Annotated in this window: 18 protein-coding genes; 13 read left to right on the top strand and 5 right to left on the bottom strand. The window is 67.9% G+C overall.

What is annotated here, in order from left to right; genetic code table 11:
* Positions 1 to 106: 106 nt before the first annotated feature.
* From ACT54L_RS12710 to rplS, 9 genes are all read left to right on the top strand, one after another.
* On the top strand, positions 107 to 760 hold the full coding sequence (locus ACT54L_RS12710) for a hypothetical protein (RefSeq protein ID WP_476085953.1): 654 nt from the start codon (positions 107 to 109) through the stop codon (positions 758 to 760).
* Positions 757 to 2,748 carry an MFS transporter gene (locus tag ACT54L_RS12705; RefSeq protein WP_476085952.1) on the top strand — a complete coding sequence of 664 codons (1,992 nt, stop codon included), beginning with the start codon at positions 757 to 759 and terminating at the stop codon, positions 2,746 to 2,748. The genes ACT54L_RS12710 and ACT54L_RS12705 overlap by 4 nt, the downstream gene beginning before the upstream one ends.
* Positions 2,745 to 3,776 (top strand): ABC transporter substrate-binding protein, encoded by a 1,032-nt coding sequence (locus ACT54L_RS12700; RefSeq protein ID WP_476085951.1) that lies wholly within the window; start codon positions 2,745 to 2,747, stop codon positions 3,774 to 3,776. The genes ACT54L_RS12705 and ACT54L_RS12700 overlap by 4 nt, the downstream gene beginning before the upstream one ends.
* Complete coding sequence (locus tag ACT54L_RS12695; RefSeq protein WP_476085950.1) at positions 3,776 to 4,474, top strand: hypothetical protein; 699 nt, start codon at positions 3,776 to 3,778, stop codon at positions 4,472 to 4,474. Before ACT54L_RS12700 ends, ACT54L_RS12695 begins: the two co-directional genes overlap by 1 nt.
* Positions 4,471 to 4,917 (top strand): ATP-binding protein, encoded by a 447-nt coding sequence (locus ACT54L_RS12690; protein WP_476085949.1) that lies wholly within the window; start codon positions 4,471 to 4,473, stop codon positions 4,915 to 4,917. The genes ACT54L_RS12695 and ACT54L_RS12690 overlap by 4 nt, the downstream gene beginning before the upstream one ends.
* A gap of 27 nt (positions 4,918 to 4,944) precedes the next feature.
* Positions 4,945 to 6,576 carry a Na/Pi cotransporter family protein gene (locus ACT54L_RS12685; RefSeq protein WP_476085948.1) on the top strand — a complete coding sequence of 544 codons (1,632 nt, stop codon included), beginning with the start codon at positions 4,945 to 4,947 and terminating at the stop codon, positions 6,574 to 6,576.
* Positions 6,566 to 6,868 carry an STAS domain-containing protein gene (locus ACT54L_RS12680; RefSeq protein WP_476085947.1) on the top strand — a complete coding sequence of 101 codons (303 nt, stop codon included), beginning with the start codon at positions 6,566 to 6,568 and terminating at the stop codon, positions 6,866 to 6,868. Before ACT54L_RS12685 ends, ACT54L_RS12680 begins: the two co-directional genes overlap by 11 nt.
* Positions 6,869 to 6,948: 80 nt before the next feature.
* Positions 6,949 to 7,662 carry a tRNA (guanosine(37)-N1)-methyltransferase TrmD gene (gene trmD, locus ACT54L_RS12675; protein ID WP_476085946.1) on the top strand — a complete coding sequence of 238 codons (714 nt, stop codon included), beginning with the start codon at positions 6,949 to 6,951 and terminating at the stop codon, positions 7,660 to 7,662.
* 120 nt (positions 7,663 to 7,782) lie between these two features.
* Positions 7,783 to 8,184, top strand: coding sequence for a 50S ribosomal protein L19 (rplS, locus tag ACT54L_RS12670; protein ID WP_476085945.1), 402 nt, complete (start codon positions 7,783 to 7,785; stop codon positions 8,182 to 8,184).
* A 99-nt stretch (positions 8,185 to 8,283) separates the two neighbouring features.
* Here rplS and ACT54L_RS12665 read toward each other — a convergent pair whose 3' ends face one another.
* Together ACT54L_RS12665 and ACT54L_RS12660 are read right to left on the bottom strand one after the other, a co-directional pair.
* On the bottom strand, positions 8,284 to 9,204 hold the full coding sequence (locus ACT54L_RS12665) for a hypothetical protein (protein WP_476085944.1): 921 nt from the start codon (positions 9,202 to 9,204) through the stop codon (positions 8,284 to 8,286).
* A 59-nt stretch (positions 9,205 to 9,263) separates the two neighbouring features.
* On the bottom strand, positions 9,264 to 10,937 hold the full coding sequence (locus tag ACT54L_RS12660; protein WP_476085943.1) for a hypothetical protein: 1,674 nt from the start codon (positions 10,935 to 10,937) through the stop codon (positions 9,264 to 9,266).
* A 306-nt stretch (positions 10,938 to 11,243) separates the two neighbouring features.
* Here ACT54L_RS12660 and ACT54L_RS12655 point away from each other — a divergent pair, with 306 nt between their 5' ends.
* The 3 genes from ACT54L_RS12655 (at position 11,244) to ACT54L_RS12645 (ending at position 16,169) form a co-directional block, all read left to right on the top strand.
* Positions 11,244 to 14,216: a hypothetical protein gene (locus ACT54L_RS12655; RefSeq protein WP_476085942.1), complete on the top strand. Its 2,973-nt coding sequence runs from the start codon at positions 11,244 to 11,246 to the stop codon at positions 14,214 to 14,216.
* A 220-nt stretch (positions 14,217 to 14,436) separates the two neighbouring features.
* Positions 14,437 to 15,027 carry an ANTAR domain-containing response regulator gene (locus tag ACT54L_RS12650; protein WP_476086340.1) on the top strand — a complete coding sequence of 197 codons (591 nt, stop codon included), beginning with the start codon at positions 14,437 to 14,439 and terminating at the stop codon, positions 15,025 to 15,027.
* Entirely contained in the window at positions 15,024 to 16,169 is a 1,146-nt protein-coding gene (locus ACT54L_RS12645; protein WP_476085941.1) for a CmpA/NrtA family ABC transporter substrate-binding protein, read from the top strand. Before ACT54L_RS12650 ends, ACT54L_RS12645 begins: the two co-directional genes overlap by 4 nt.
* 45 nt (positions 16,170 to 16,214) lie before the next feature.
* Here the strand turns inward: ACT54L_RS12645 and ACT54L_RS12640 are convergent, their stop codons facing one another.
* Both ACT54L_RS12640 and ACT54L_RS12635 read right to left on the bottom strand, forming a co-directional pair.
* Positions 16,215 to 16,997, bottom strand: a complete 783-nt coding sequence (locus tag ACT54L_RS12640; protein ID WP_476085940.1) for an outer membrane protein — start codon at positions 16,995 to 16,997, stop codon at positions 16,215 to 16,217.
* 242 nt (positions 16,998 to 17,239) lie between these two features.
* A complete protein-coding gene (locus ACT54L_RS12635; protein WP_476085939.1) occupies positions 17,240 to 18,247 on the bottom strand; it encodes a Bug family tripartite tricarboxylate transporter substrate binding protein in 1,008 nt (335 codons plus the stop codon).
* 286 nt (positions 18,248 to 18,533) lie between these two features.
* Here ACT54L_RS12635 and zigA point away from each other — a divergent pair, with 286 nt between their 5' ends.
* A complete protein-coding gene (gene zigA, locus ACT54L_RS12630) occupies positions 18,534 to 19,748 on the top strand; it encodes a zinc metallochaperone GTPase ZigA (protein ID WP_476085938.1) in 1,215 nt (404 codons plus the stop codon).
* A gap of 349 nt (positions 19,749 to 20,097) precedes the next feature.
* Here the strand turns inward: zigA and ACT54L_RS12625 are convergent, their stop codons facing one another.
* Complete coding sequence (locus tag ACT54L_RS12625; RefSeq protein ID WP_476085937.1) at positions 20,098 to 20,376, bottom strand: hypothetical protein; 279 nt, start codon at positions 20,374 to 20,376, stop codon at positions 20,098 to 20,100.
* Between the last annotated feature and the right edge of the window lie 27 nt (positions 20,377 to 20,403).

The following is a 20,403-nucleotide window of genomic DNA, read 5'->3' as shown; positions in this document are numbered from 1 at the left end:
CTAGACCCAAACTGAGCAGAATCGAAAATACCGAACTCTTCGAGACGCTTCTCTGCCCATTTGAGCCGCCTCACGGACGTGCGGCACCTTTACCGAGCGAGCCGTCATGACCCGTACGACCGTGGGCCTGATTACGCTGTTTGCTCTGATCGCGGCGGTTTGCGTGGCGTTCGGTGCCTACTTTTCCTACATCACCCTGCAGAACGCCCACCGTCAGGCGGTGGAGGCACGATTCTCCATCACCGCCGAACGCATCGCCCAGACGGCCCAGGTGGCCGATGCCCTCGGCATCGCCTTGCCCATGCAGGAAACGCTCACCGCCGTCCTGCGGCGGGAGGAGCGCCTGGATCATGCGATTCGCTCCATCGACGTGGTCGACCGCAAGGGGCTTGTCTTGTTCAGCAGCGCTCCCAGCCGGGTGGGCGCCACCGGTGAGCGGCGGCCGCCCGATTCGGTTTCAAGCGGCATCGAGAACGACCTCGGACAACTGATCGGGCAAGTGGTGGTCCGCTATGATCCTGAAGCCCTCGCGGCTGGCGCGGCCGCCTTGGCGCAGGATCTGGAGCACATCGCCATTCCCACTCTTCTGGGCGCCGGCCTTGCCACCATGCTGATCGGCCTGCTGCTCGCCCTCGGGCTCAAGCGGGCGGTGCGGCGGGCGGCGGATCCCCAGTCCTGGCCCCCGGCCGCCGTGTCGGCCCGCGCCGCTGCGGACGCCGCCCACGCTCCCCTCACCGCCCCGGAGGTCTCTCGGTCATGATCGGACTGCGGGCAGGCATTTCCATCGCCATTTCCGTCGTCTTGTGCGCCGCGCTGGCCGTGATCGGCTGGGGCGCCCAGCAGGCGGCATCCCGCACCATCGTGCCCGCCATTACCGAAAAGGCCCAGTCGGTGAGCCGCTCGGCCGCGGCCTTGGTGGAAAGCGCGCTCCGGGCCGGCATTCCCCTGGACGACCTGGTGGGCGTGCCCGCCTATTTCGACGAGTTGCGCGCGCGAAACCCCGAGCTGGCGGAAATCCGCCTGACCGCCACCGGCGGTCGCATGGTGGGCGCTTCCGGCGCCCCGCCGGAAGCCGAGGACGCGCCCAAGGTGCTGGCGGCCATCACCGCCACCACAGGCGCCCCCCTCGGCACCCTGACCATCACCATTGATCCCGGCGTGGTGGCCCAACGGGTGAATGCGGTGCTGGTGGACGTGGCCTTCATCGGTATCGTCTCCCTCCTGGTCGCCCTGGAACTGGTGGCGCTGGTGGTGGGTACGCGGGGCGTGGAAGCGCTGTCCGCCGTCGAATCGCGCGTGCGGGCGCTGGCCCGGGGCCGGCTCTGGCTGCATGAGGCGCGCCAGGACGCCTCCGCCCCGCTTGTGGCGCCCATCGACCGCCAGGTGGAGGCGCTGCACGAGCGGCATGCCCGGGCGCGGGCGGAAGCCCAGCGCCGGGGCGACCTGGAAGCGGTGGCCGCCCTCGACGCCATGGCCGCCCGCACGGGCCTTGGCACCGTACATCCCGGCGAGAATCACGCCGCGACCGTCATCCGCCCGGCCTTGTTCCTGTTCATGATGGCCGAGGAACTCACCAGGCCCTTCCTGCCGCGCCTGGTGCAGGGAATGATCCCCCCCGAATCCAGCCTGAAGCTGGATGTGGCGGTCTCGCTTCCCATCGTCGTGTTCATGGCCGGCGTGGCGCTGTGCCAGTTGCCGTTCGCCGTGGCCTCCGAGCGGCTGGGGCGCCGACGGGGCTTCGTGCTCGGCGCCCTGATCGCCGCCTGCGCCTACGCCGCCTCGGGGCTCGCCGAGAACTACTATCTGTTCCTGGCGGCGCGGCTTGCCTCAGCGGTGGGCTATGCCCTCGTCTTCGTCTCCGCCCAGGGCCATGTGATCGACCATTCACGGCCGGCCGAGCGCACGGCTGGCCTTGCCATGTTCGTGCGGGCCATCATGGTGGCGGGCCTGTGCGGGCCGCCCATCGGCGGGGTGATCGCCGACCGCCTCGGCGGCCATGCGGCCCTCCTGGCCTCCGGCCTGCTGGCGGGCGTGGCGCTGTTTGTCGCCCTCCTGACCTTGCCGCGGTCCGAACCGCGCAAGGATGCGGCGGGGGTGGGCCTTGCGGACTTGGCCGCCGCCTTCCGCGCCCCGCGGCTGGCGCCCCTCCTGTTCGGCTGCGCCCTGCCCGCGAAGTTCCTGCTGGTGGCCATCTGCTTCTATCTGGTGCCGGTGGAACTCCAGCGGCAAGGCTATAGCTCGGCCGCCGTGGGCCGGCTGCAGATGATCTATCCCATCCTCATGGTGTTCGCCGTTCCCGTGTTCGCGGCCCTGGCCGAGAAGCTCAATGCCCGCGCCGGCTTCGTCGCCATGGGCGGCCTGGTGGCGGGTGCCGGCACGCTGCTCCTGCTGCTGGGCACCTCCCCGGTCACGGTGGCGGCGGTGCTGGCGCTGCTGGGCCTGGGGCAGGCCATGTCCATCGCACCGCAGTCGGCACTGGTGGCGGACAGCGCGCGGCACATGCCGGGAGGGGGCTCAGCCGGTGTCCTCGGGCTGTTCCGGCTGATCGAGCGCAGCGGCAATGCGGCGGGCCCTGCCGCCGCCGGTTTCCTGCTTGCCGTGACGGGATTTGCTTCCGCGACGGCCCTGATCGGGGTATTCGTGATCTCGGGTGCGCTCGTTTTCGCCCTGTCCGGTCGCCAGAAGGGCACCCGGGCCGGAACGGCAAGCGGTCCGCGAGACATTTCACCAGAAGGTAGCCCGTTGTGATCGATCGGCGTTCGCTCCTTTCGCTGGGCCTTGGCGCGGGCGCCGTCGGCGCATTCGGGGGGCTGTCCCGGGCCGCGGCGCAGACCGCCTCCGCCGGGCAGGACAGCTCCTTCCGCATCCTCATGCTCACCTTCCGCGGCGAGACCGATGTGGAGCGGGGCTTCCGCTACTTCTTCGAGGCCTCGGGCATCAAGGCGGACTTCCTGACCCGGGACGTGGAGCGCGACGCCACGCGCGTGAAGGGGATCCTTGACGAGACCCTGCCCACCTTCAAGCCCGACCTCATCTACACCTACGGCACGCCCAATACGCTGGCGGTGGCCGGCCCTTATGACGCCGCCGACCCCTCGCGCTTCGTGCGGGACATTCCGGTGGTGTTCGCCCTGGTGGCGGCGCCGGTGCCCACCAAGATCACCTCTTCTCTGCCGCTGTCGGGCCGCAACGTGACCGGCGCGGTGCATGTGGTGCCCACCGACGTGCAGATGCGCGCCATGCAGACCTACAAGGCGTTCTCGAAGGTGGGCGTCATCTATTCGCCCAACGAGAGCAACTCGGTGGTGATCGTCAACGAGATGAAGACCTTCTGCGACAGCATCGGCGCCGAGTTGCTGGCCCAGCCGCTCACCATGGTGGGCAACCGCCCCACCGGCGACGGGGTAGAGCAATTCGTGCGGGATCTGCGCAACAAGGGTGCGGAGTGGCTCTATCTGCCGCCCGACACCTTCCTGGCCACCATCTTCAACCGCATCGCGCCCGTGGCCATCGATGTGGGCCTGCCCACGTTCGGCTCCACCGAATTCTTCCTGCGCGAGGGCGACGGGCTGGTGGGCCTGGTCTCGCGCTATTATTCCGTCGGCCAGCTCGCCGCCTCCAAGGCGGTTCAGATCCTGGTGGACAAGCGGCCGGCCAAGGATGTGCCCATCGAGACGCTGAAGCGCTTCGCGCTCATCATCAACATGAAGGTGGCCAAGCGGTTGGGCATCTATCCGCCCATTGTCATGCTCAATTATGCAGAGGTGATCGCCTGATGGGGGCGGCGCTGATGGAGACCGCGGACGCCGCCCTGCACTGGCGCGAGCTGGATCCTTCCGACATCGAGGCGGTGGACGCCCTGCATCGGCTGGCGGTGGGACCCGTGGTGCGCCCGGATATCGTCAAGCCGGAGAGCCGCGCTTATTTCGAGAGCATCCTGGCCGGCCGGGGCCGGACCATCGGCGCCTTCGACCGGAGCGGCTCCGAGGCGGAACACTGCCTGGTGGCCTATGGCATCCTTCAGCATGAGCACGCGCCGAAGGACCATTGGGAAGCGGACCTGAAGATTGCCCCCGGCATTCCCTCGGGACGGCTCGCCGGGGCGTCCGTGGCGCCGGCTTTCCGCGGCCGCGGGCTCCAGCGGGCCACCATTGCCGCGCGCATCGCCATGGCGCCCCGCGGCATGCTCCTGTTCTCCACCGCCGCCCCCATCAATACGCCCAGCTGGGCGAGCCTTCTGGCCGAGGGCTTCCCGATCCATGGCCTGATCCACCGCTATGGCGGCTATGCCCGCTACCTCATGGTGCGGGACTTCGCGCTTCATGACAGCGAGCGGGCCATTGCGGTGGACCCGCGGGACACCCCGACCCAGATCGCCCTGTTCGATAAGGGGTGGCATGGCTTTGCGCGCACCCGCCTGCCGTCCGGCCTGCCGGGCATCCTGTTTGCGCCCCCAATCGGTCGGCAATCATGATCGCCAGCGGCTCGCAGCTCCCCACCGATGTGCTTCCCATCGCCGTTGACGTGGCGGAGATCCCTAAGGTGAGCGAGTGGCTGGAAAGCCTCGCCGAACGCGATGGCATCCCGCCCAATCTCGTGTTCGGCTTGCAACTCTCCGTGGAAGAAGCGCTGGCGAATGTCATCAGCCACGGCTTTCCCGAGCTCGGTCACCGCTGTGTCATACGGCTCGAATACCAGAAGCTTGACGATCGCCGGTTCTTGGTTCGGATCATCGATAACGGGGTGGCCTTCGATCCCACCGCCGTGGTCTCCCCCGATATGGCGGGGAGTGTCGAGGACGCAGAAATCGGCGGTCATGGGGTCCGCCTGATGCGGCACTTCCTCGAGGCCATAAGCTATGAGCGCCAAGGCGACGAGAACCATCTCCTTCTGGTGGCAGGTCCAAAGGGCCAGTAGCCCCCGCGTCGGCGGGGCCCTGCCGGCATGTTGATTTTTGCCGAACTTCTGGCCGGGCTGGGCCTTCTGTTCATCGGCCTGAAGCTGGTGGGCTCCCACCTTCAGGCCGCCCTCGGACACCGCATCAAGGCGCTGCTCAAGTCCGCCACCAGTTCCATCCCGGTTGGCTTTGCCTGCGGCACCTTCGCCGGCGCTGTGATCCAATCCTCCAATGCCGTCACGCTCATCACCGCCAATCTGGTGCGCAGCGCCTTCCTGACCACAAGGGACGCGGTCTCCGTGGTGGCGGGCGCCAACGTGGGCACCTCGGTGCTGGTGTTCCTGGCGGCCATCAACATTCGCCTGGCCGTGCTCTATCTGCTCGCCATCGTAGGCATGGGCTATCAGTTCAAGCTCGATCGCGAGCCGCGCGTGCGGGAATGGCTTGGCGTGCTGCTGGGCCTCGCGCTGCTGTTCATGGGCCTCGACTTCATCAAGACCGCGCCCCGGGAGCTGCCCCTTGCGGAGGTGTCCGCCCTGGTGGCGGACTATATCAATCCCGTGACCGGCCTCTTGCTCGGCATCGTGGTGGCGCTCATCACCCAGTCTTCGTCCACGGCGGCGATCCTGGTGCTGCCGCTGGTCCACACGGGCATCCTGACCTTCGACGACGCGGTGATCGTGGTGCTGGGCGCCAATGTGGGCTCGGGCCTTGCCACCTTGTGGACCACGGCCGGGCTCGCCGGGACCGGCAAGCAATTGTGCTACGTGCACCTGATGGTGAAGGTGTCGGGCACCTTGCTGTTCGGCCTGATCTGGATGGCCTGCCAGCGCTGGCTGGGCATCGATGTGCCTCAGCTTGCCCGCACCTTTGCCGACGGGCAGGATTCGGTGGCGATCTCGATCCAGTTCCTGGTTCTTCAATTGCTGGGTGCGGCAGTGGTCTCCTTCACCCCGGACTGGTCGGCCCGAATCGCGGCCAAGATCAGCCCGCCCACCCATGAAGACAAGGTCTCGCAGCCCTCCTACATCCATTCTGCGGCCCTTGAAGACCCCTCCAGCGCGCTCGAACTTGCCGCGCGTGAGGCCAGCCACCTCCGGCGCCACCTGCCCGACCTCATCCCCGACCTCGATCAGAGGCGCGATGACGAGCAGGATCATCGCGCGGCCATCGCCCGCGGTGCGAACATGGTCTCCACCGAGACCGACCTGTTCATCACCGACCTGCTGCATCGCGGCCTCGGCCCCCAGGACCTGGACTTCGCCCTTCGGATCCGGGGCGAATTGTCACTGATGAAGGACTTGCGCACCACGCTGGGCGAAATATCCGACATCATCGACGATTTCGACACCGTGCCCGCGCTCGCCTTCAACCTGTCCGAGTCCCTGCGCACCCTCATCCTGGCCTTGGTCGAGGCCACGGATATGGAGGATCTGCAGACCCTTAGCGCGCTGACCGAGGACCGCAGCGCGCTCATGGAGCGGCATCGCCGGGCCATCGCCACCTCCATGGCGGGGTCCGGCGCTGACGTGGCGGCGCTTCAGCACGCCACGGGATTGTTCGAGCGGGCCGTGTGGCTGCTGCACCGGCTGGCCCTTGCATTGCGCGCCGGCACGAATGCGGTTAATTCGGCGGGAGAGTTGGTCCAAGACGTCCGGGAAGAGGCTCATGCAGATTGAGCGGGAACAGGTCGGCGGTGACGTGCTGCTGAAAGTGTCGGGTCGCCTCGACACCCCCAATGCCAAGCCCTTCGAGGCGAGCCTTCTCGAGGTGGTCTCCTCCACCAGCGGCGGCATCCAGGTGAATTTGGCCGGGGTGGACTATGTCTCCTCCTCCGGCCTCAGGGCCCTGCTGGTGGCCGGCAAGGCCATGCGCAGCGCCAAGCGCAATCTCTCGCTGGCCGCGCTGCAGCCGCAGATCCGCGAAGTGTTCGACATTTCCGGATTTTCCACGCTGTTCGAGATCAGCTGACGGCGGTATCGCGCCGGCGCAGCGCAGGCCGTGCCGGTGGTGGAATTGACCTTGCCTCTCCTTTCGCCCATCGGTGGCGCATGACGTTTCGCGCCAGCGTTCTCACGCTTTACCCGGACATGTTTCCCGGACCGCTCGGCCATGCCCTGGCCGGGCGCGCCCTCACCGGCGGCCTGTGGGGCCTTGAGGCGCTCCAGATCCGCGACTTCGCGCTGGATCGCCACCGCTCGGTGGATGACACGCCCGCCGGCGGCGGGCCGGGCATGGTGATGCGGGCCGACGTGCTCGCCCGCGCCATCGACGCCGCCGCCCCGCCGGCAGACCCCCGCCCCCGCCTGCTCATGACCCCACGTGGCCGCCCTCTGACCCAGGCCCGCGTCCGCGACCTGGCGGCGGGGCCCGGCGTGGTCATCCTATGCGGGCGTTTCGAGGGGGTGGACGAGCGGGTCATCGCCGCGCGCCAGCTGGAAGAGGTGTGCGTGGGTGACGTGGTGCTCTCCGGCGGAGAGACCGCCGCCCTGCTGCTGCTGGATGCCTGCGTGCGCCTCATTCCCGGCGTCATGGGCAAGGCGCTCAGCGGGGAGGACGAGAGCTTTTCCGCTGGCCTGCTGGAATATCCCCAATATACCCGGCCGCAGGTGTTCGAGGGGCAGCCCATCCCCGAGGTCCTGGTGTCCGGCGACCATGCCCGCATCGCGGCCTGGCGGCAGCAGCAGGCCCTCGCCATCACGCGCGCCCGCCGGCCGGACCTCCTCGCCCGCCCCGATGACGGTGCGGTGACGGAAAACACATGACAGGCGGATGGTTCTGCGCTATAGGCCGCGCCGTCCCTTAACTTACAACGACACGATGTGGCGCCGGGGCATGGTTCCCGCGAGGGATCCCGTTTGCGGTGACCGCTAGAGGTTGGTGACATGAACATCATTCAGACGCTTGAGGCCGAACAGGCCGCCCGTCTTGCCGAGAAGCGCCCGGTTCCGGCCTTCCAGCCCGGCGATACGGTGATTGTGAACGTGAAGGTGGTCGAAGGCGACCGCAGCCGCGTGCAGGCCTATGAGGGCGTGGTGATCGCCCGCAATGGCGGCGGCCTCAACGAGAGCTTCACGGTCCGCAAGATTTCCTATGGCGAGGGCGTGGAGCGTGTGTTCCCGGTCCACTCGCCGCTGATCGATTCCATCAAGCTGGTGCGTCGCGGCAAGGTCCGTCGGGCCAAGCTGTATTATCTGCGCGACCGTCGCGGCAAGTCTGCCCGTATCGCCGAGCGCACCGACCGTCCCGGCGAGGGCAAGAAGGCCAAGGCCGCTCCCGCCAAGTGAGACCGGCGCGGCGCCCCTGGCGTCCCGCCCCTTCTTCCGACGCCGCCGGCCCAGCCGGCGGCGTTTTTTTATGCACGAGCCGCCAGCCCCCGGTCCCGCTCAGGGGCCCGAAGGTCCCCGCACTGAGGCGATGAGCCGGATCAGCAGGCCATCCGGGTCGGCCCGGAAGGCCGCTCCCACGCGCTCCAGCGCCGCTGCGCCGCCCCCGCGATGGCCGGCGCCGCCCACGTGCAGCCACTGATCGGCCAGGAGGTAGGATTCGTCCTGCCCGGTGTCCGGGTCCACCAGAAACACCTCACGGGTGCGCGCCTGGGCGAGGCTGGACAGGGTGAGGTGGCGATAAAGCACCCGCCAGTTCTGCCCGCCGGTGTCGAGGGTCAACGGCGTGTCGGTGCCGAAATCGAGCGGCAGGTGCTCCACGGCGGAGAAGTCGAACACGCTGTAGCCCGGCCACAAATACCATCCCCCGAACCGCGAGCCGTGGCGCACCATGCCATAGACGGGCTGAGCGGCGACCCGGGCGGCGAGATCATCGGGCGCCAGCGGCACCAGGTCATGGTCGAGGAAGGCGAAGACGCGCGGCCGGGCCGGGCGCACCAGATTGCGCCAGACCCAGTTCAGCGCCACGCCGTGGGAGCGCGAGCCGTTCGGCCGCTTATGGGGCCGGGGTGCAGGCGGCATGGGGCAATACAGAAGGCCCTTCTCCGCGCACAGCGCCGCGATGCGTCCGCGCGCCAGCGGATCGGAAGAATTGTCGCACACCAGAAGGCGGGCATCGGGCACAAAGCGCGCCATGCCCTCCGCCAGCAGGGCCACCGCCTCGGGCAGGTTGAAAGCGATGATACAGGCCAGGGCCGCCTCCGGCCGCGCGGCAAGCTCAGCCACCAGGGCCTCCTGCCCCTGGGCGCGGCGGCGGCCATAGATGGCGTCGATGGCGAGGTTGCGCAGCCGGCGGGCGCGATGGGACAGCGGCGTGGCCTGGACCCATTCGCGGAGGCTGTAATCCTTCAGATCGCGCATGAAGAGCCGGTCGCCGGAGTGGAGCGGAAAAGAGGGTGCGCCGTGGGTCGCATCATCAATCAGAAATTGCGGCCCTGCATTATTTTCTGCTGCAAAGCACTCTTGTCGGGGGTGCGGGCCTCGTTGCCCGCCAGTTGATAGAGCCGCACCTCTCCCGTGCCATCACTGCGAGGATAGGTGCCGAGAAGCCGGAAGCGGTCAGGATAGGCCGCGGCGGCCTCCCCCAGCTGCCGGTTGTGCAGAATGGCCTGCGCCGCCGGGGCGGTGTCGAGCGCCACATAGCCCACGCCGACCTCGTCGATCCCCTGCATCAGGGCGGCCGCATCAGGATAGAGCGGCGCATAGTCCTTGCCGTTCCAGTCGGAGACGGCCAGCAGCTTGGAGCCGCGCAGGGCAAAATAGAGCATGGCCCGGTCCTGCTGGGCCACCGCCGCCACCAGCGCCCCCTCCCCCATGGCATCCGAGCCCACCAGGATCAGCGGATTGGCCGCGCCGGTGGCCATGGCCGCACGGGCGGCGGGCGCCATGCCGATGGAGGGTTTGACCTGGCTTTGCAGCATGAAGGGGGAGGCGATGACGAGGAGGATGAGGCAGGCCAGAAGCCCGGTGATGAGCGGCCAGCTGCGGGTCAGAAGATTGAACAGGCCCGCGAGGCCATAGGCAGAGAGGAGCAAAAGGGGCGCCGCCGCGGGCAACAGATACCGCGGGTCCAGCCCGGCGGGAATGATGCACTGGAATGCCAGCACGGCCAGAAGGCCCGCCGCCACGGCCGCCCAGAGCTGCGCCGCCTGCCCGTCCTCGCCGCCGCGCCAGGCGCGTGCGCCGGCAAACAGAAGGCCGATCACCGCCAGCCCCACCAGGGGCACGCCAATGGCCGTGCGCAGCCCGTTGCCATAGGTCTCGGCCGCCAGACGGGTGAAGGCCAGCCCCCAGCCATATTGGAAGCCGGAAGCGGCCATGGCGTAGGTGCCAAGCGTCCACGGCCCCGCCAGCACCGCCACCACCGGCAAGGGCAGCCAGAAGTCCAGCCGACGCAGCAAGCCGAACCGGCCGGTGAGCAGAAGGGCGAAAGGCGGCATCAGCGCCAGCGCAGCGCCCGTGCCCTTGGTGAGGATGGCCATGGCGGCGAGCAGGCCGAACAGGAGCGCGGCGGGCCAGCGGGGCGCGGCGAGATAGCGCGCATATGCCAGGATGGCCAGCAGCACCAGCAGGGCCACCGGCAGGTCCAGCATGATGATGAGCGTCGCCTCGCGCAGCAGCGGCAAGGCGAGCAGCACGGCACCGACGGCCGCGCCCACCAGCGGCCCCAGCGTCAGAGCAGCGACGAAGCCGGCCGTTACCACCAGGAGGGCGGCGATCACCGCAGGCAGGAACAAGGCCACGGGCGTGGCCGGCGAGGAGGCCAGGAACAGCGCCCCCTCGGCCAGATAATAAAGCGGCGGCCAGTGGCCGATGCCGACCTTGGGATAGTGCAGGTAATAGTCACGGGCGAAGGCGAGCGGCGAGGGAAAACCGGCGCGGGCGTAATCGGTGAAGAGCAGGCCGGTGACATAATGGCTGGCTTCGTCCGCATTGTTTGCGGAGAACTCCGCCACGAATGCGCCCGCCCCCTGCTGCTGGAACACGATCACCGTGAGCGCCAGAAGGGTGAGGATGGCGAAGACCAGCCCCATGGAGGCCCGCTTGGCCCACCCCGCGCCCCGCGCCGGCGCCTGCTCGTGCATATCAGCCACAGCTCACCTCCGGTCCGGGCCCTGACGGACGCTTCTAGAATGCCCCGACCGCGCTGGGAAGCGCCGCGACGCGGATCCCCCTACCTCGGCTAACATCTTGAAAGGGGACAAGATCAGACCGCCGGGAGAAATCCGTGCCGCACCTTGACGTGTGCGCTTGCGTGCGCGACCGATCAGGGGAAACGTGCGGCCGTTCCGGCCTGTGCGGGAACACCGGGCGAGCCGTTCCGGCGGACCGGACCCGATGCGGCCCGCCACCGGCGGTCGGCATTGCGCCGCGGAGCCCGGACGGTCAAGGAGACACAGATGGGCGGATTTAAGACCTGGCTCAGCGGCTTTGCCTGGGGGGCCATGCTCGCCTTCCTGGCCACCTGCGCGGCGGGTGTGGTGCTGTTCCGGCCGGACATCATCGACCGGCTGAAGGGCGACATTGCCCGGGGCGACATCACCACCGAGCGCGTCCAGAAGGCGCTCACCCCGGCGAGCATCGAGGACGGGCGCGTGCTCGCCTCCAACACCAGCACCAAGCAGGCGCTGGACATCCCCTTCGCGCCGCCCCGCGCCTTCGCTGTCGGGGATGACCTCGTCATTCGCGGCACCAATTCCACCGGCGGCCCGGTGGAGCTGAACGTTCGCATCGACGACACCGCCTCGCAGAACTGGATGTCCCGCTTCGGCCATGTGGCGGTGCTCCAGCCCGGCCCCTACCAGGTGCGCATCCCGCTGGATTCGCTGCCGACCCCCGGCCAGTCCAAGCTCAACATCAATGCCATCACCCGCATCGTGATCTTCACCCCGGAAGGCGCGCCCACCGCCGCCATCGAGGCCGTGCGCATCGAGAAGCGCCAGACCACCGGCTCGCTCGCCCCCGCCCCCACCGACATTTCGGTGGGGCAAGCCTTTCTGAAGGGCGCGCGCTTCCCGGCGGTGCAGGAGTTTCCCACGCCGGTGGCCTTCGATGCCAACCAGGAGCTGGTCATCACCGGCGTGAACACCTCCGACAAGCCGGTGACCGTCTATCTGCGGGTGGACGATGTGAATTCCAAGAACTGGTATTCGCGCGCCAATGCCAGCGGCACCTTTCCGCCCGGCCCGTTCGTGCTGCGCTCCCCCGTCTCTTCCTGGGTGACGCCCTCCAAGGCGCGACTCGACCGCACCAAGATTTCCCGCATCGTCGTCTCGCTCGGGGATGGCGAAGGCCCGGTCACGCTCGGCGGCGTCGCAGTGGAAGGGGCGAGCCCCGTCCCCTCCGACGCCCTCGCATTGCGTTTCGTGCCCTCCGCGGACTTCGCCGTGCCCGGCTTCGAGACCGTCCTGCCCGACGACAAGCGCCTGGACCGGCCGGCGGGCAGCCTCACCCGCACGCCCAATGATCCGCTCCTCTCCAGCGGCCTCAATGGCATCCACACCGTCACCGTGCCCTGGACCAAGAGCGGCACGGCCACGGTCTCGCTGTGGACCGAGGACCAGGGAGAGTGGGAGTATTTCCCCCACTCCCTCAACCGGACCATCGTCATCAACGGCCAGGTGGTGCTCCAGGAGAGCTATACGCCCGGCCAATGGATCGACCAGGTGTTCAAGCGCGGGCTCTGGAAGGAAGCCATGATCGATGGCGGCCCGTGGGAGGTGTTCGCCCGCGAGCGCGCCGGCCTCATCACGGCCACCGTGCCGGTGATCGACGGCAAGATCGTGGTGCAGCTCGCCTCCGACCAGCCGCCCAATAACGGCTATCTGGCCGCCATGGTGGTGGAACCCGGCGACAGCACCAGCGCGGTCGATGCCATCGAGGACTGGCGCCGCAAGCGCTTCCTGGAGCGCTGGCCGGTGGTGGACAAGCCGGTGGACCCGAGCCTCGCCAAGGGCGTGACTTTGCGGGCGATGGGCGAAGGCCACCGCATCCAGCATCCCTTCTGGGATGCCGCCCTGCCCTTCGAGGCCAATATCCGGGCGGCGCGCGGCGCCCTGGTCTCGGTGGATTTCCTGGCCTTTTCCGACCAGGACGATTTGATGCCCAATGTCACGGTCACCGCGCCGGACGGCATCAGCCCGCAGGTGCGCTGGGGCAAGTGGACCTATATGCGCGGCCGGGGCGAGGGCGAGCGGGCGCTGTCCATCACGTCCGACGTGCTGGAAGGCAATCTCGACCATATGCGGATCGTCGCCGGCGTGCCCCGGCGCATCAACCTGACCTTCACCGTGCCGGAGACCGCCAGCGGCACCTTGCCCATCGTCCTGCAGATGAACATCGCCGGCAACACCGTGCAGGCGCAGGCGAACGTGACGGTCATTCCCCAGGTCCTGCCGGCCATCGACAAGCCCATCGGCTATTATGTGGCCGCGCCCAATGACGAGGTGTGGTTCCCGCCCACGCCCGCCGACGTGGACCGGCTGATGGCCTGCGACTATGCCACCCTGCGCAGCTTCGGCATCACCGGCATCTCGCCGGAGATCACCGCGCCCTTCGCCGACAAGCGCGGGCGTTATGTGGACCAGATGCGTCTCGTGGCGAACGCCGGCTTCAAGCCGCCTTACTTCGACTACACCTCGGTGAAGCACCTGCTGGATCGGGAGGACAAGATGGCGGCCGCGCAAGACGTGGCGGCCATCCAGAAGGAACTGGCCATTGCCGGCCTGCCCAACCCGCTGTGGTCCATCGCCGACGAGCCCATGCCGGGCAGCGAGGAGGCGGCCAAGCTGCGTGCCATCCGCGACGCCATCCGCCTCGCCGCGCCCGACGCCAACATCGCCGGCCATTTCAACGACGCCAAGATGCAGGACCTTGTGCTGCTGTTCGACACGCTGCTGGTGAACAACGGCTTCGGCGTCTCCTCGGCCATCTTCGACTTCATGCGCTCGAAGAATGTGACGCCCTGGCTCTACAACATGCCCGACCATCGGGCGGCGGCCGGCTTCCTGTTCTGGCGGCTGGGCGTCGGCGGCTATCTGCAATGGCACGCCCGCGCAGTGACGGCCGACCCGCGCGACCCCACCGACGGGCGCGAGCCGGACTTTGCCATCCTGCCGCTCGCCTCCGACCGCTGCCAGCTGGTGCCGACCGTGGATGCCCTGATCCTGACCATGGTGGACGGCATGCAGGATCTGCGCTGGCTCACCTGGCTGGATGAGCGGGCCAAGGCCGACCCGAAAGCCGCGGAGCTTCAGCAGGCGCTCCTCGCCGCCGTGCCCAATGATTGGGCGGCCTTCGCCCGCCAGAAGCCGGATCTGGCGGCTCTGCGGGGACGCATCCTGGACTATGCGGCGGCGCTGCCCGCCAATTGAGCGGGGGCGTTGGGAAGTGGCTAATCTTCTCCCCTTGACGCACAAGGCGGGCACGGCGAGCCTCGCACCTGAGCCCGCCCGCCGTTCCGCTCAGCCCCGGCCTCGTGCGTGCACATCCGTCTCGTCCCTCGCCCCGATGCCGAGGGGCTCCTTGCCCGGCACGCTTCTTGCCAAAGACTGTGGCCTTCAATGACTGTCGCCTGCAATGTCACGGACTGAAATGGCCAGCGACCTGTCCCTGCGCATCGTGATCGTGGACGACAGCCCGGTGCGGGCCGCGATCCTTGTCGAGGGGCTGCGCGAGTCCGGCTTCGTGAACGTGCTGCGCATCGAGGGGCGCAACAATCTGCTCGAGCGCATCTATGCCATCGACCCGGACGTGATCCTGATCGACCTGGAAAACCCCAGCCGCGACACCATCGAGCAGATGTTCCAGGTGAGCCGGGAGGTGAAGCGGCCGGTGGCCATGTTCGTGGACCAGTCGGATCGCAAGACCATCGAGGACGCCATCGAGGCGGGCGTTGCCTCCTATGTGGTGGACGGGCTGCGCAAGGACCGTGTGAAGCCCATCCTGGAGACCACCATCTCCCGCTTCCAGGCCTTCGCCCGCCTCAAAGCGGAGCTGGAGGAGGCCAAGAGCCAGCTGGAGGAGCGAAAGCTCGTGGACCGCGCCAAGCTGATCCTCATGAAGGCCAAGAATATCGACGAGCAGACCGCCTATGGCCTCATCCGCCGAACCGCCATGAACGAAAAGAAGCGGCTCGTGGACATCGCGCAATCCATCATCACCGCCGCGGAGTTGCTGCGATGAGACGGCTTTCCATCGGCTTCATCCCCCTGACCGACGCCGCGGTCCTGATCGCGGCCGCCGAGCGCGGCTTTGCCATGGCCGAGGGCATCGAGATTGCCCTCCACAAGGAAGTCTCCTGGGCCAATATCCGCGACAAGGTGAATATCGGCCTGCTGGATGGCGCCCACATGCTCGGGCCGCTGGCCATCGCTTCCTCGCTGGGGCTGGGCCATGTGCGCGTGCCGTTGGTGGTCCCCTTCGCGCTGAACCTCAATGGCAGCGCCATCACGCTCTCCAAGAGCCTCTATGCCCAGATGGCGGAGACCGATTTCGACCTGACCACCGCGCTCGGCGCCGCCAAGGCGCTGGGCCAGGTGGTTCGGGTGCGCCGGGCTGCGGGGGCGGAGCCGCTGATCTTCGCCGCCGTCTATGCGTTTTCCACCCACACCTATCTCATCCGCAACTTCCTGAAGGCCGGCGGTGTCGACCCGGACAAGGACGTGCGCCAGGTGGTGGTGCCGCCGCCCTTCATGGCCGAGAGCCTGCGCAACGGGCTCATTCACGGCTTCTCGGTGGGCAGCCCCTGGAACAGCGTGGCTGTGGATGCCGATGTGGGCCGCATCGCCGTGCTGGGCGCGGAGCTTTATGGCTGGGTGCCGGAAAAGGTGCTGGGCGTCCATGCGCGCTTTGCCAATGCGGAGCCGGACGTGCTGCACCGCCTGGTGCGCGCCCTCCATGCGGCCGCCCGCTGGTGCGAGGACCCGGCCAATCACGAGGATCTCGCCCGGCTGCTGGGGGAGACGCGGCATCTGGCCCTGCCCGCCGACGTGCTGCGGCGGACCTTGGACGGGCGCCTGCGCACCGCGCCGGGCGGGGCGCTGCGGGTGCATCCCGACTATCTGGTGCTCCATCGCGACCAGGCCAACCGGCCTGATCCCGGCCACGCCTTGTGGATCTACCACCAGATCGTGGAGGCCCGTCAGGGCGAGTGGGCGCCGGACGCGGCACGCGAGGCGGTGAGCGTCTATCGGCCCGACATTTTCGACGCAGCGGTGGGCCCCGCGCCCCCCTTGCCCCCGCGCAGCCCCGATTGCGTCGCGACCCAGTTCGGCCCGCCCTTCGATGCGGAGCTGTTCTTGAAAACCGGCGGGCAAGGCAACTGACGCGCCGCAGAGGCGACGCGCCAGGAGCCATCGTGGCAATCTGGTTCAGAACGCGTAGTTGACGGTTACGGTGAGCGCCTGGTTGTTCACCGTGCCGGAGCGGTATCCGCCCGAGACGCCAACAAACTCCACCTGGGGATAGGACGTGTCGAACTGGTTCGCGAACGTGTTCGTGGGGGTGGCCGAGGCGGTGTAGGAATAGCTCAGGTCCAGGAACCAGCCGGGCGCGAAGAAGTAGGTGACGCCCGCAGTGGCCGTTGCGCCCCAGACCCAATTGGAGTCGGAAAAGAAGGCCGGCGCACCGGACACCGCATAACGGTGATCCAGCTCGGCAAAACCCACCAGGCCGTTCATATTGTTGGTGATGCGTGAGAGCGTCGCACCGGCGCCGCCATAGACGAAGCCCCGGCCGAAGGAATAGCCGAGGATCGGCACCAGGGCGAACTGGTGATCGAGGCTGACTTCATAGGAACTGAGCAGGTAGTTGCCGGTGAACGTCCCGTGGATGAGGCCGGTATAGCCGCCCGCCTGGGGAATGAGGACATCACGCGCCACGCCGGTGACGCCCACCTGATTGTAGGAAAACTTGGCGCCCCAGATCCAGGGCGTTCCCTCGAAGGTGCGATAGAAGCCGGCCTGGATCACGGGGGAAAGGGAGGAATCCGTCCCGAGATTGGGATAGGCATTTCCCGCTGCGGCGCCGGTCGCCACGAGAACACGTCCAACCGCGTAATTCTGGCTCACGCCGAAGCCGTAAATGTCCTGGTTGGGGAAACTCGCCCCGTTCCAGGCCCCGCCGGCCCCGATGAAAATGCCGTTCGCCGGCATAAAGCCCGAAGCGCCATCTTCTCCCAGCGCCGCTCCTGGGGCCGCCGCAACGAGAAGGGCGGCCCAGAGTCCAAACGCCCTTGCCTGGCAAAGTGCCTGCCGCTGTCCAAATACGCTCACGTCGACCCCCATGTGTTTCACATGGAGGAAGTACGTAGCCGACTCACTGTCATCTCAATGTCACATTATGACCGAATGTGACGGTCCGAGGCCGCCGCGCCCGCGGCCTCGGCCGGGATGCGTCAGTCCAGCTTGGCGCCGGATTCCTTCACCACCTTGGACCACTTGGCCTGCTCCGCCTTGACGAAGGCGCCCAACTCGGCAGGGGTCATGACGCTCATCTGCGCACCGACTTCCGCATAGCGCGCCTTCACCGCAGCCTCACCCAAGGACTTGTTGGCGGCCGCATTCAGCTTGGCCACGATGGCATTGGGCGTGGCAGCCGGCGCGAAGATGGCGAACCAGCTGGTGGCATCGAAGCCGGGCACGCCGGACTCGGCGATGGTGGGCACGTCTGGCAGCGCGGCGGACCGCTCCGCGGACGTCACCGCGATGGGGCGCAGGTTGCCGGCGCGGATCTGGGCGATGGAGGACGGCAGATTATCGAAGCTGAGGTCCACCTGGCCGCCGACCAAGTCGTTCACCATGGGTCCCGAGCCCTTGTAGGGCACGTGGACGAACTTCACACCGGTCATCTGCTGGAACATCTCGCCGGACAGATGGATGGAGGTGCCGTTGCCGGATGAGGCCATGGTCAGCGGCTGCTTGGCCGCCTTGGCTTCGGCGATCAGCTCCTTGACGGTGGTGGCCTTCACGTTCTTCGGGTTCACTTCCAGCACATTGGGCACGCCGGCGGCGAACGCGACGGGCGCGAAGTCCTTCTCCGCGTCATAAGGCATCTTGGTATAGAGGAAGGGGTTGATGGCCTGGGTGCCAACTGTGCCCATGAGGATGGTGTAGCCATCCGGCTCGGCCCGGGCGACGCCCGCCGCCCCGGTATTGCCGCCGGCACCGGGCTTGTTGTCCACGATCACCTGCTGACCCAGGATCGTCCCCATATGGTCGGCGAGAATGCGGGCGAAGATGTCCGTGGTGCCGCCAGGAGCAAACGGCACGACCATGCGGATGGGGCGGTTGGGATAGCTGTCCGTCTGGGCGAAGGCGCCGGTGGCAGCCAGGCTGCCAGCGGCCATGACAACGGAAGCGGCAAGCGCGCGGAGCGCGCGCCGACGGGCGCGGAAGACACTCATCCTGGACTTTCCTCTCGCAATGACGCGCTGAGCGGCGCCGTTGGAGGCACACTGCCACAGCCCGGTAGCGAAACTCAAATGCGCCCACTGGCGCCCGAACCGGACGCACGACCGGTGCGCCGGCCGCTCAGTGGCGGCGATCACGGACCGCGATCAAAGAGGGCCGCCCCGAGGGCGGGAGCCCTCGGGTCAGGGAGCGGCGGACCGCACGAGGCGGGAGCGGGCTTGAACCGGAAGCGGCCCCATGGCATGTAAATGATACATTATATCATTACTAGGTTCACCCATGTCTGCCACGGATTCCCGCCTTCCCGTCACCGTGCTGTCCGGCTTCCTCGGGGCCGGCAAGACCACGCTGCTCAATCACATCCTTGCCAATCGCGAGGGGCGGCGGGTGGCGGTCATCGTCAACGACATGTCGGAGGTGAACATTGATGCGGAGCTGGTGCGGCAGGGGGGCGCCGGGCTGTCGCGCACGGACGAGACGCTGGTGGAAATGACCAATGGCTGCATCTGCTGCACCCTGCGCGAAGACCTGCTCACCGAGGTGAAGCGTCTTGCCGGCGAGGGGCGGTTCGACAGCCTGGTGATCGAGAGCACCGGCATCGGCGAGCCCCTGCCCGTGGCCGCCACCTTTGAATTCCGCGACGAGGCCGGCTTCTCCCTGTCCGATCTCGCCCGCCTCGACACCATGGTGACGGTGGTGGATGCAGCGCACCTGCTGAAGGATTATGGCTCGCGCGACTTCCTGCGCGATCGCGGCGAAAGCCTGGGGGACGAGGACAACCGCACCCTGGTGGACCTGCTGGTGGACCAGATGGAATTTGCCGATGTGGTCATCCTCAACAAGGTGGGCGCCACACCGCCGGACCAGTTGGAGGCCGCCCGCGCCATCGTCCGCTCGCTCAACCCCGCCGCGCGGCTCATCGAGACGGATTTCTGCGACGTGCCGCTGGCCGAAGTCCTGGAGACCGGCCGCTTCGATTTCGAGGTCGCCCACACCCATCCGCTCTGGTACCGGGAACTCTACGGCTTTGCCGACCATGTGCCGGAGACGGAGGAATATGGGGTCGGCAGCTTCGTCTATCGCGCCCGCCGTCCGTTCGATCCGGCCCGCTTCGCCGCCTTCCTGCGCACCACCTGGCCCGGCCTCATTCGCGCCAAGGGCCTGTTCTGGCTTGCCACCCGGCCCGACTTCGTGGGCGACATGAGCCTTGCCGGCGCCATCTGCCGCACCGAGCGCATGGGCCGGTGGTGGTCCTCGGTGCCGAAGGAGCGCTGGCCGCAGGACGAGGAATGGCGCCGGGAGATGAAGCGCCAATGGGTGCCCGGCTATGGGGACCGACGGCAGGAGATGGTCTTCATCGGTCAGTCCCTGGACGGCGACGCCATCCGCGCGGCTCTCGACGCCTGCCTGCTCGGACCGGCCGACGGCACCCGCGCGGACTTCTCCGCCTGGACCGCTCTGCCCGACCCCTTCCCCTCCTGGTCCAACGGCTAGACCATTTGCCGGCGAAGCAGGGCGCGGTGCGATTGAAGGACTTCTATCATAACAAAGAGATAGGATTTTTCTCGACGCTCCTGAAGCGCCGTCGAGTGGCGTTTTCCCGCGCGGGTGGCGGGATGAAACAAAAAGTGTGACGGCTGCTGATCCGAGGAGGGGCTGGACGCGTATAGGTTGAATTGGTCCGGCTTATGGTCACGCCTGGCGCGGCAAGATCCCTCCCCTGCCGCCAGGCGAGGCGCGTTCCGGGCCACGATCCACCGCTGGGCTGCCCCCTTCGCCCGGCGGTGCGGGGGACGGCGGGGAGACGCGCGCTGCCCGGCGCGCAGGCTCCCCGCCGTGGCCCTCACCCTTGGCAGGCGATCCTGCGGCCGAACAGGAGGACCCCTGCGAAGATCACGCCGAACACGCCGGCATGCACCGCGAGCGGCAGCCACGAAAAGAAAGCGAAAATGGTGACGGCGGTGACGAGGCCGAGCGCCGCCCCGACCGCCACGTCCCGCGGATGGGGCCAGTCGAAACCGTCCAGCGGCAGAGCGCCGCCGTCCTCCTCCGGCTCGAACCCGTCCATCTGAAACCCGGGAGAGGCGCCGTCTCCGACGCGCCCCTCGCCCCCACCGCGCATGCGTCGCCCCCACCGTTGAACGCAGTC

This window comes from Aquabacter sp. DMC10, from assembly GCF_056314145.1.
This window is presented reverse-complemented; position numbering and strand designations above follow the sequence as displayed.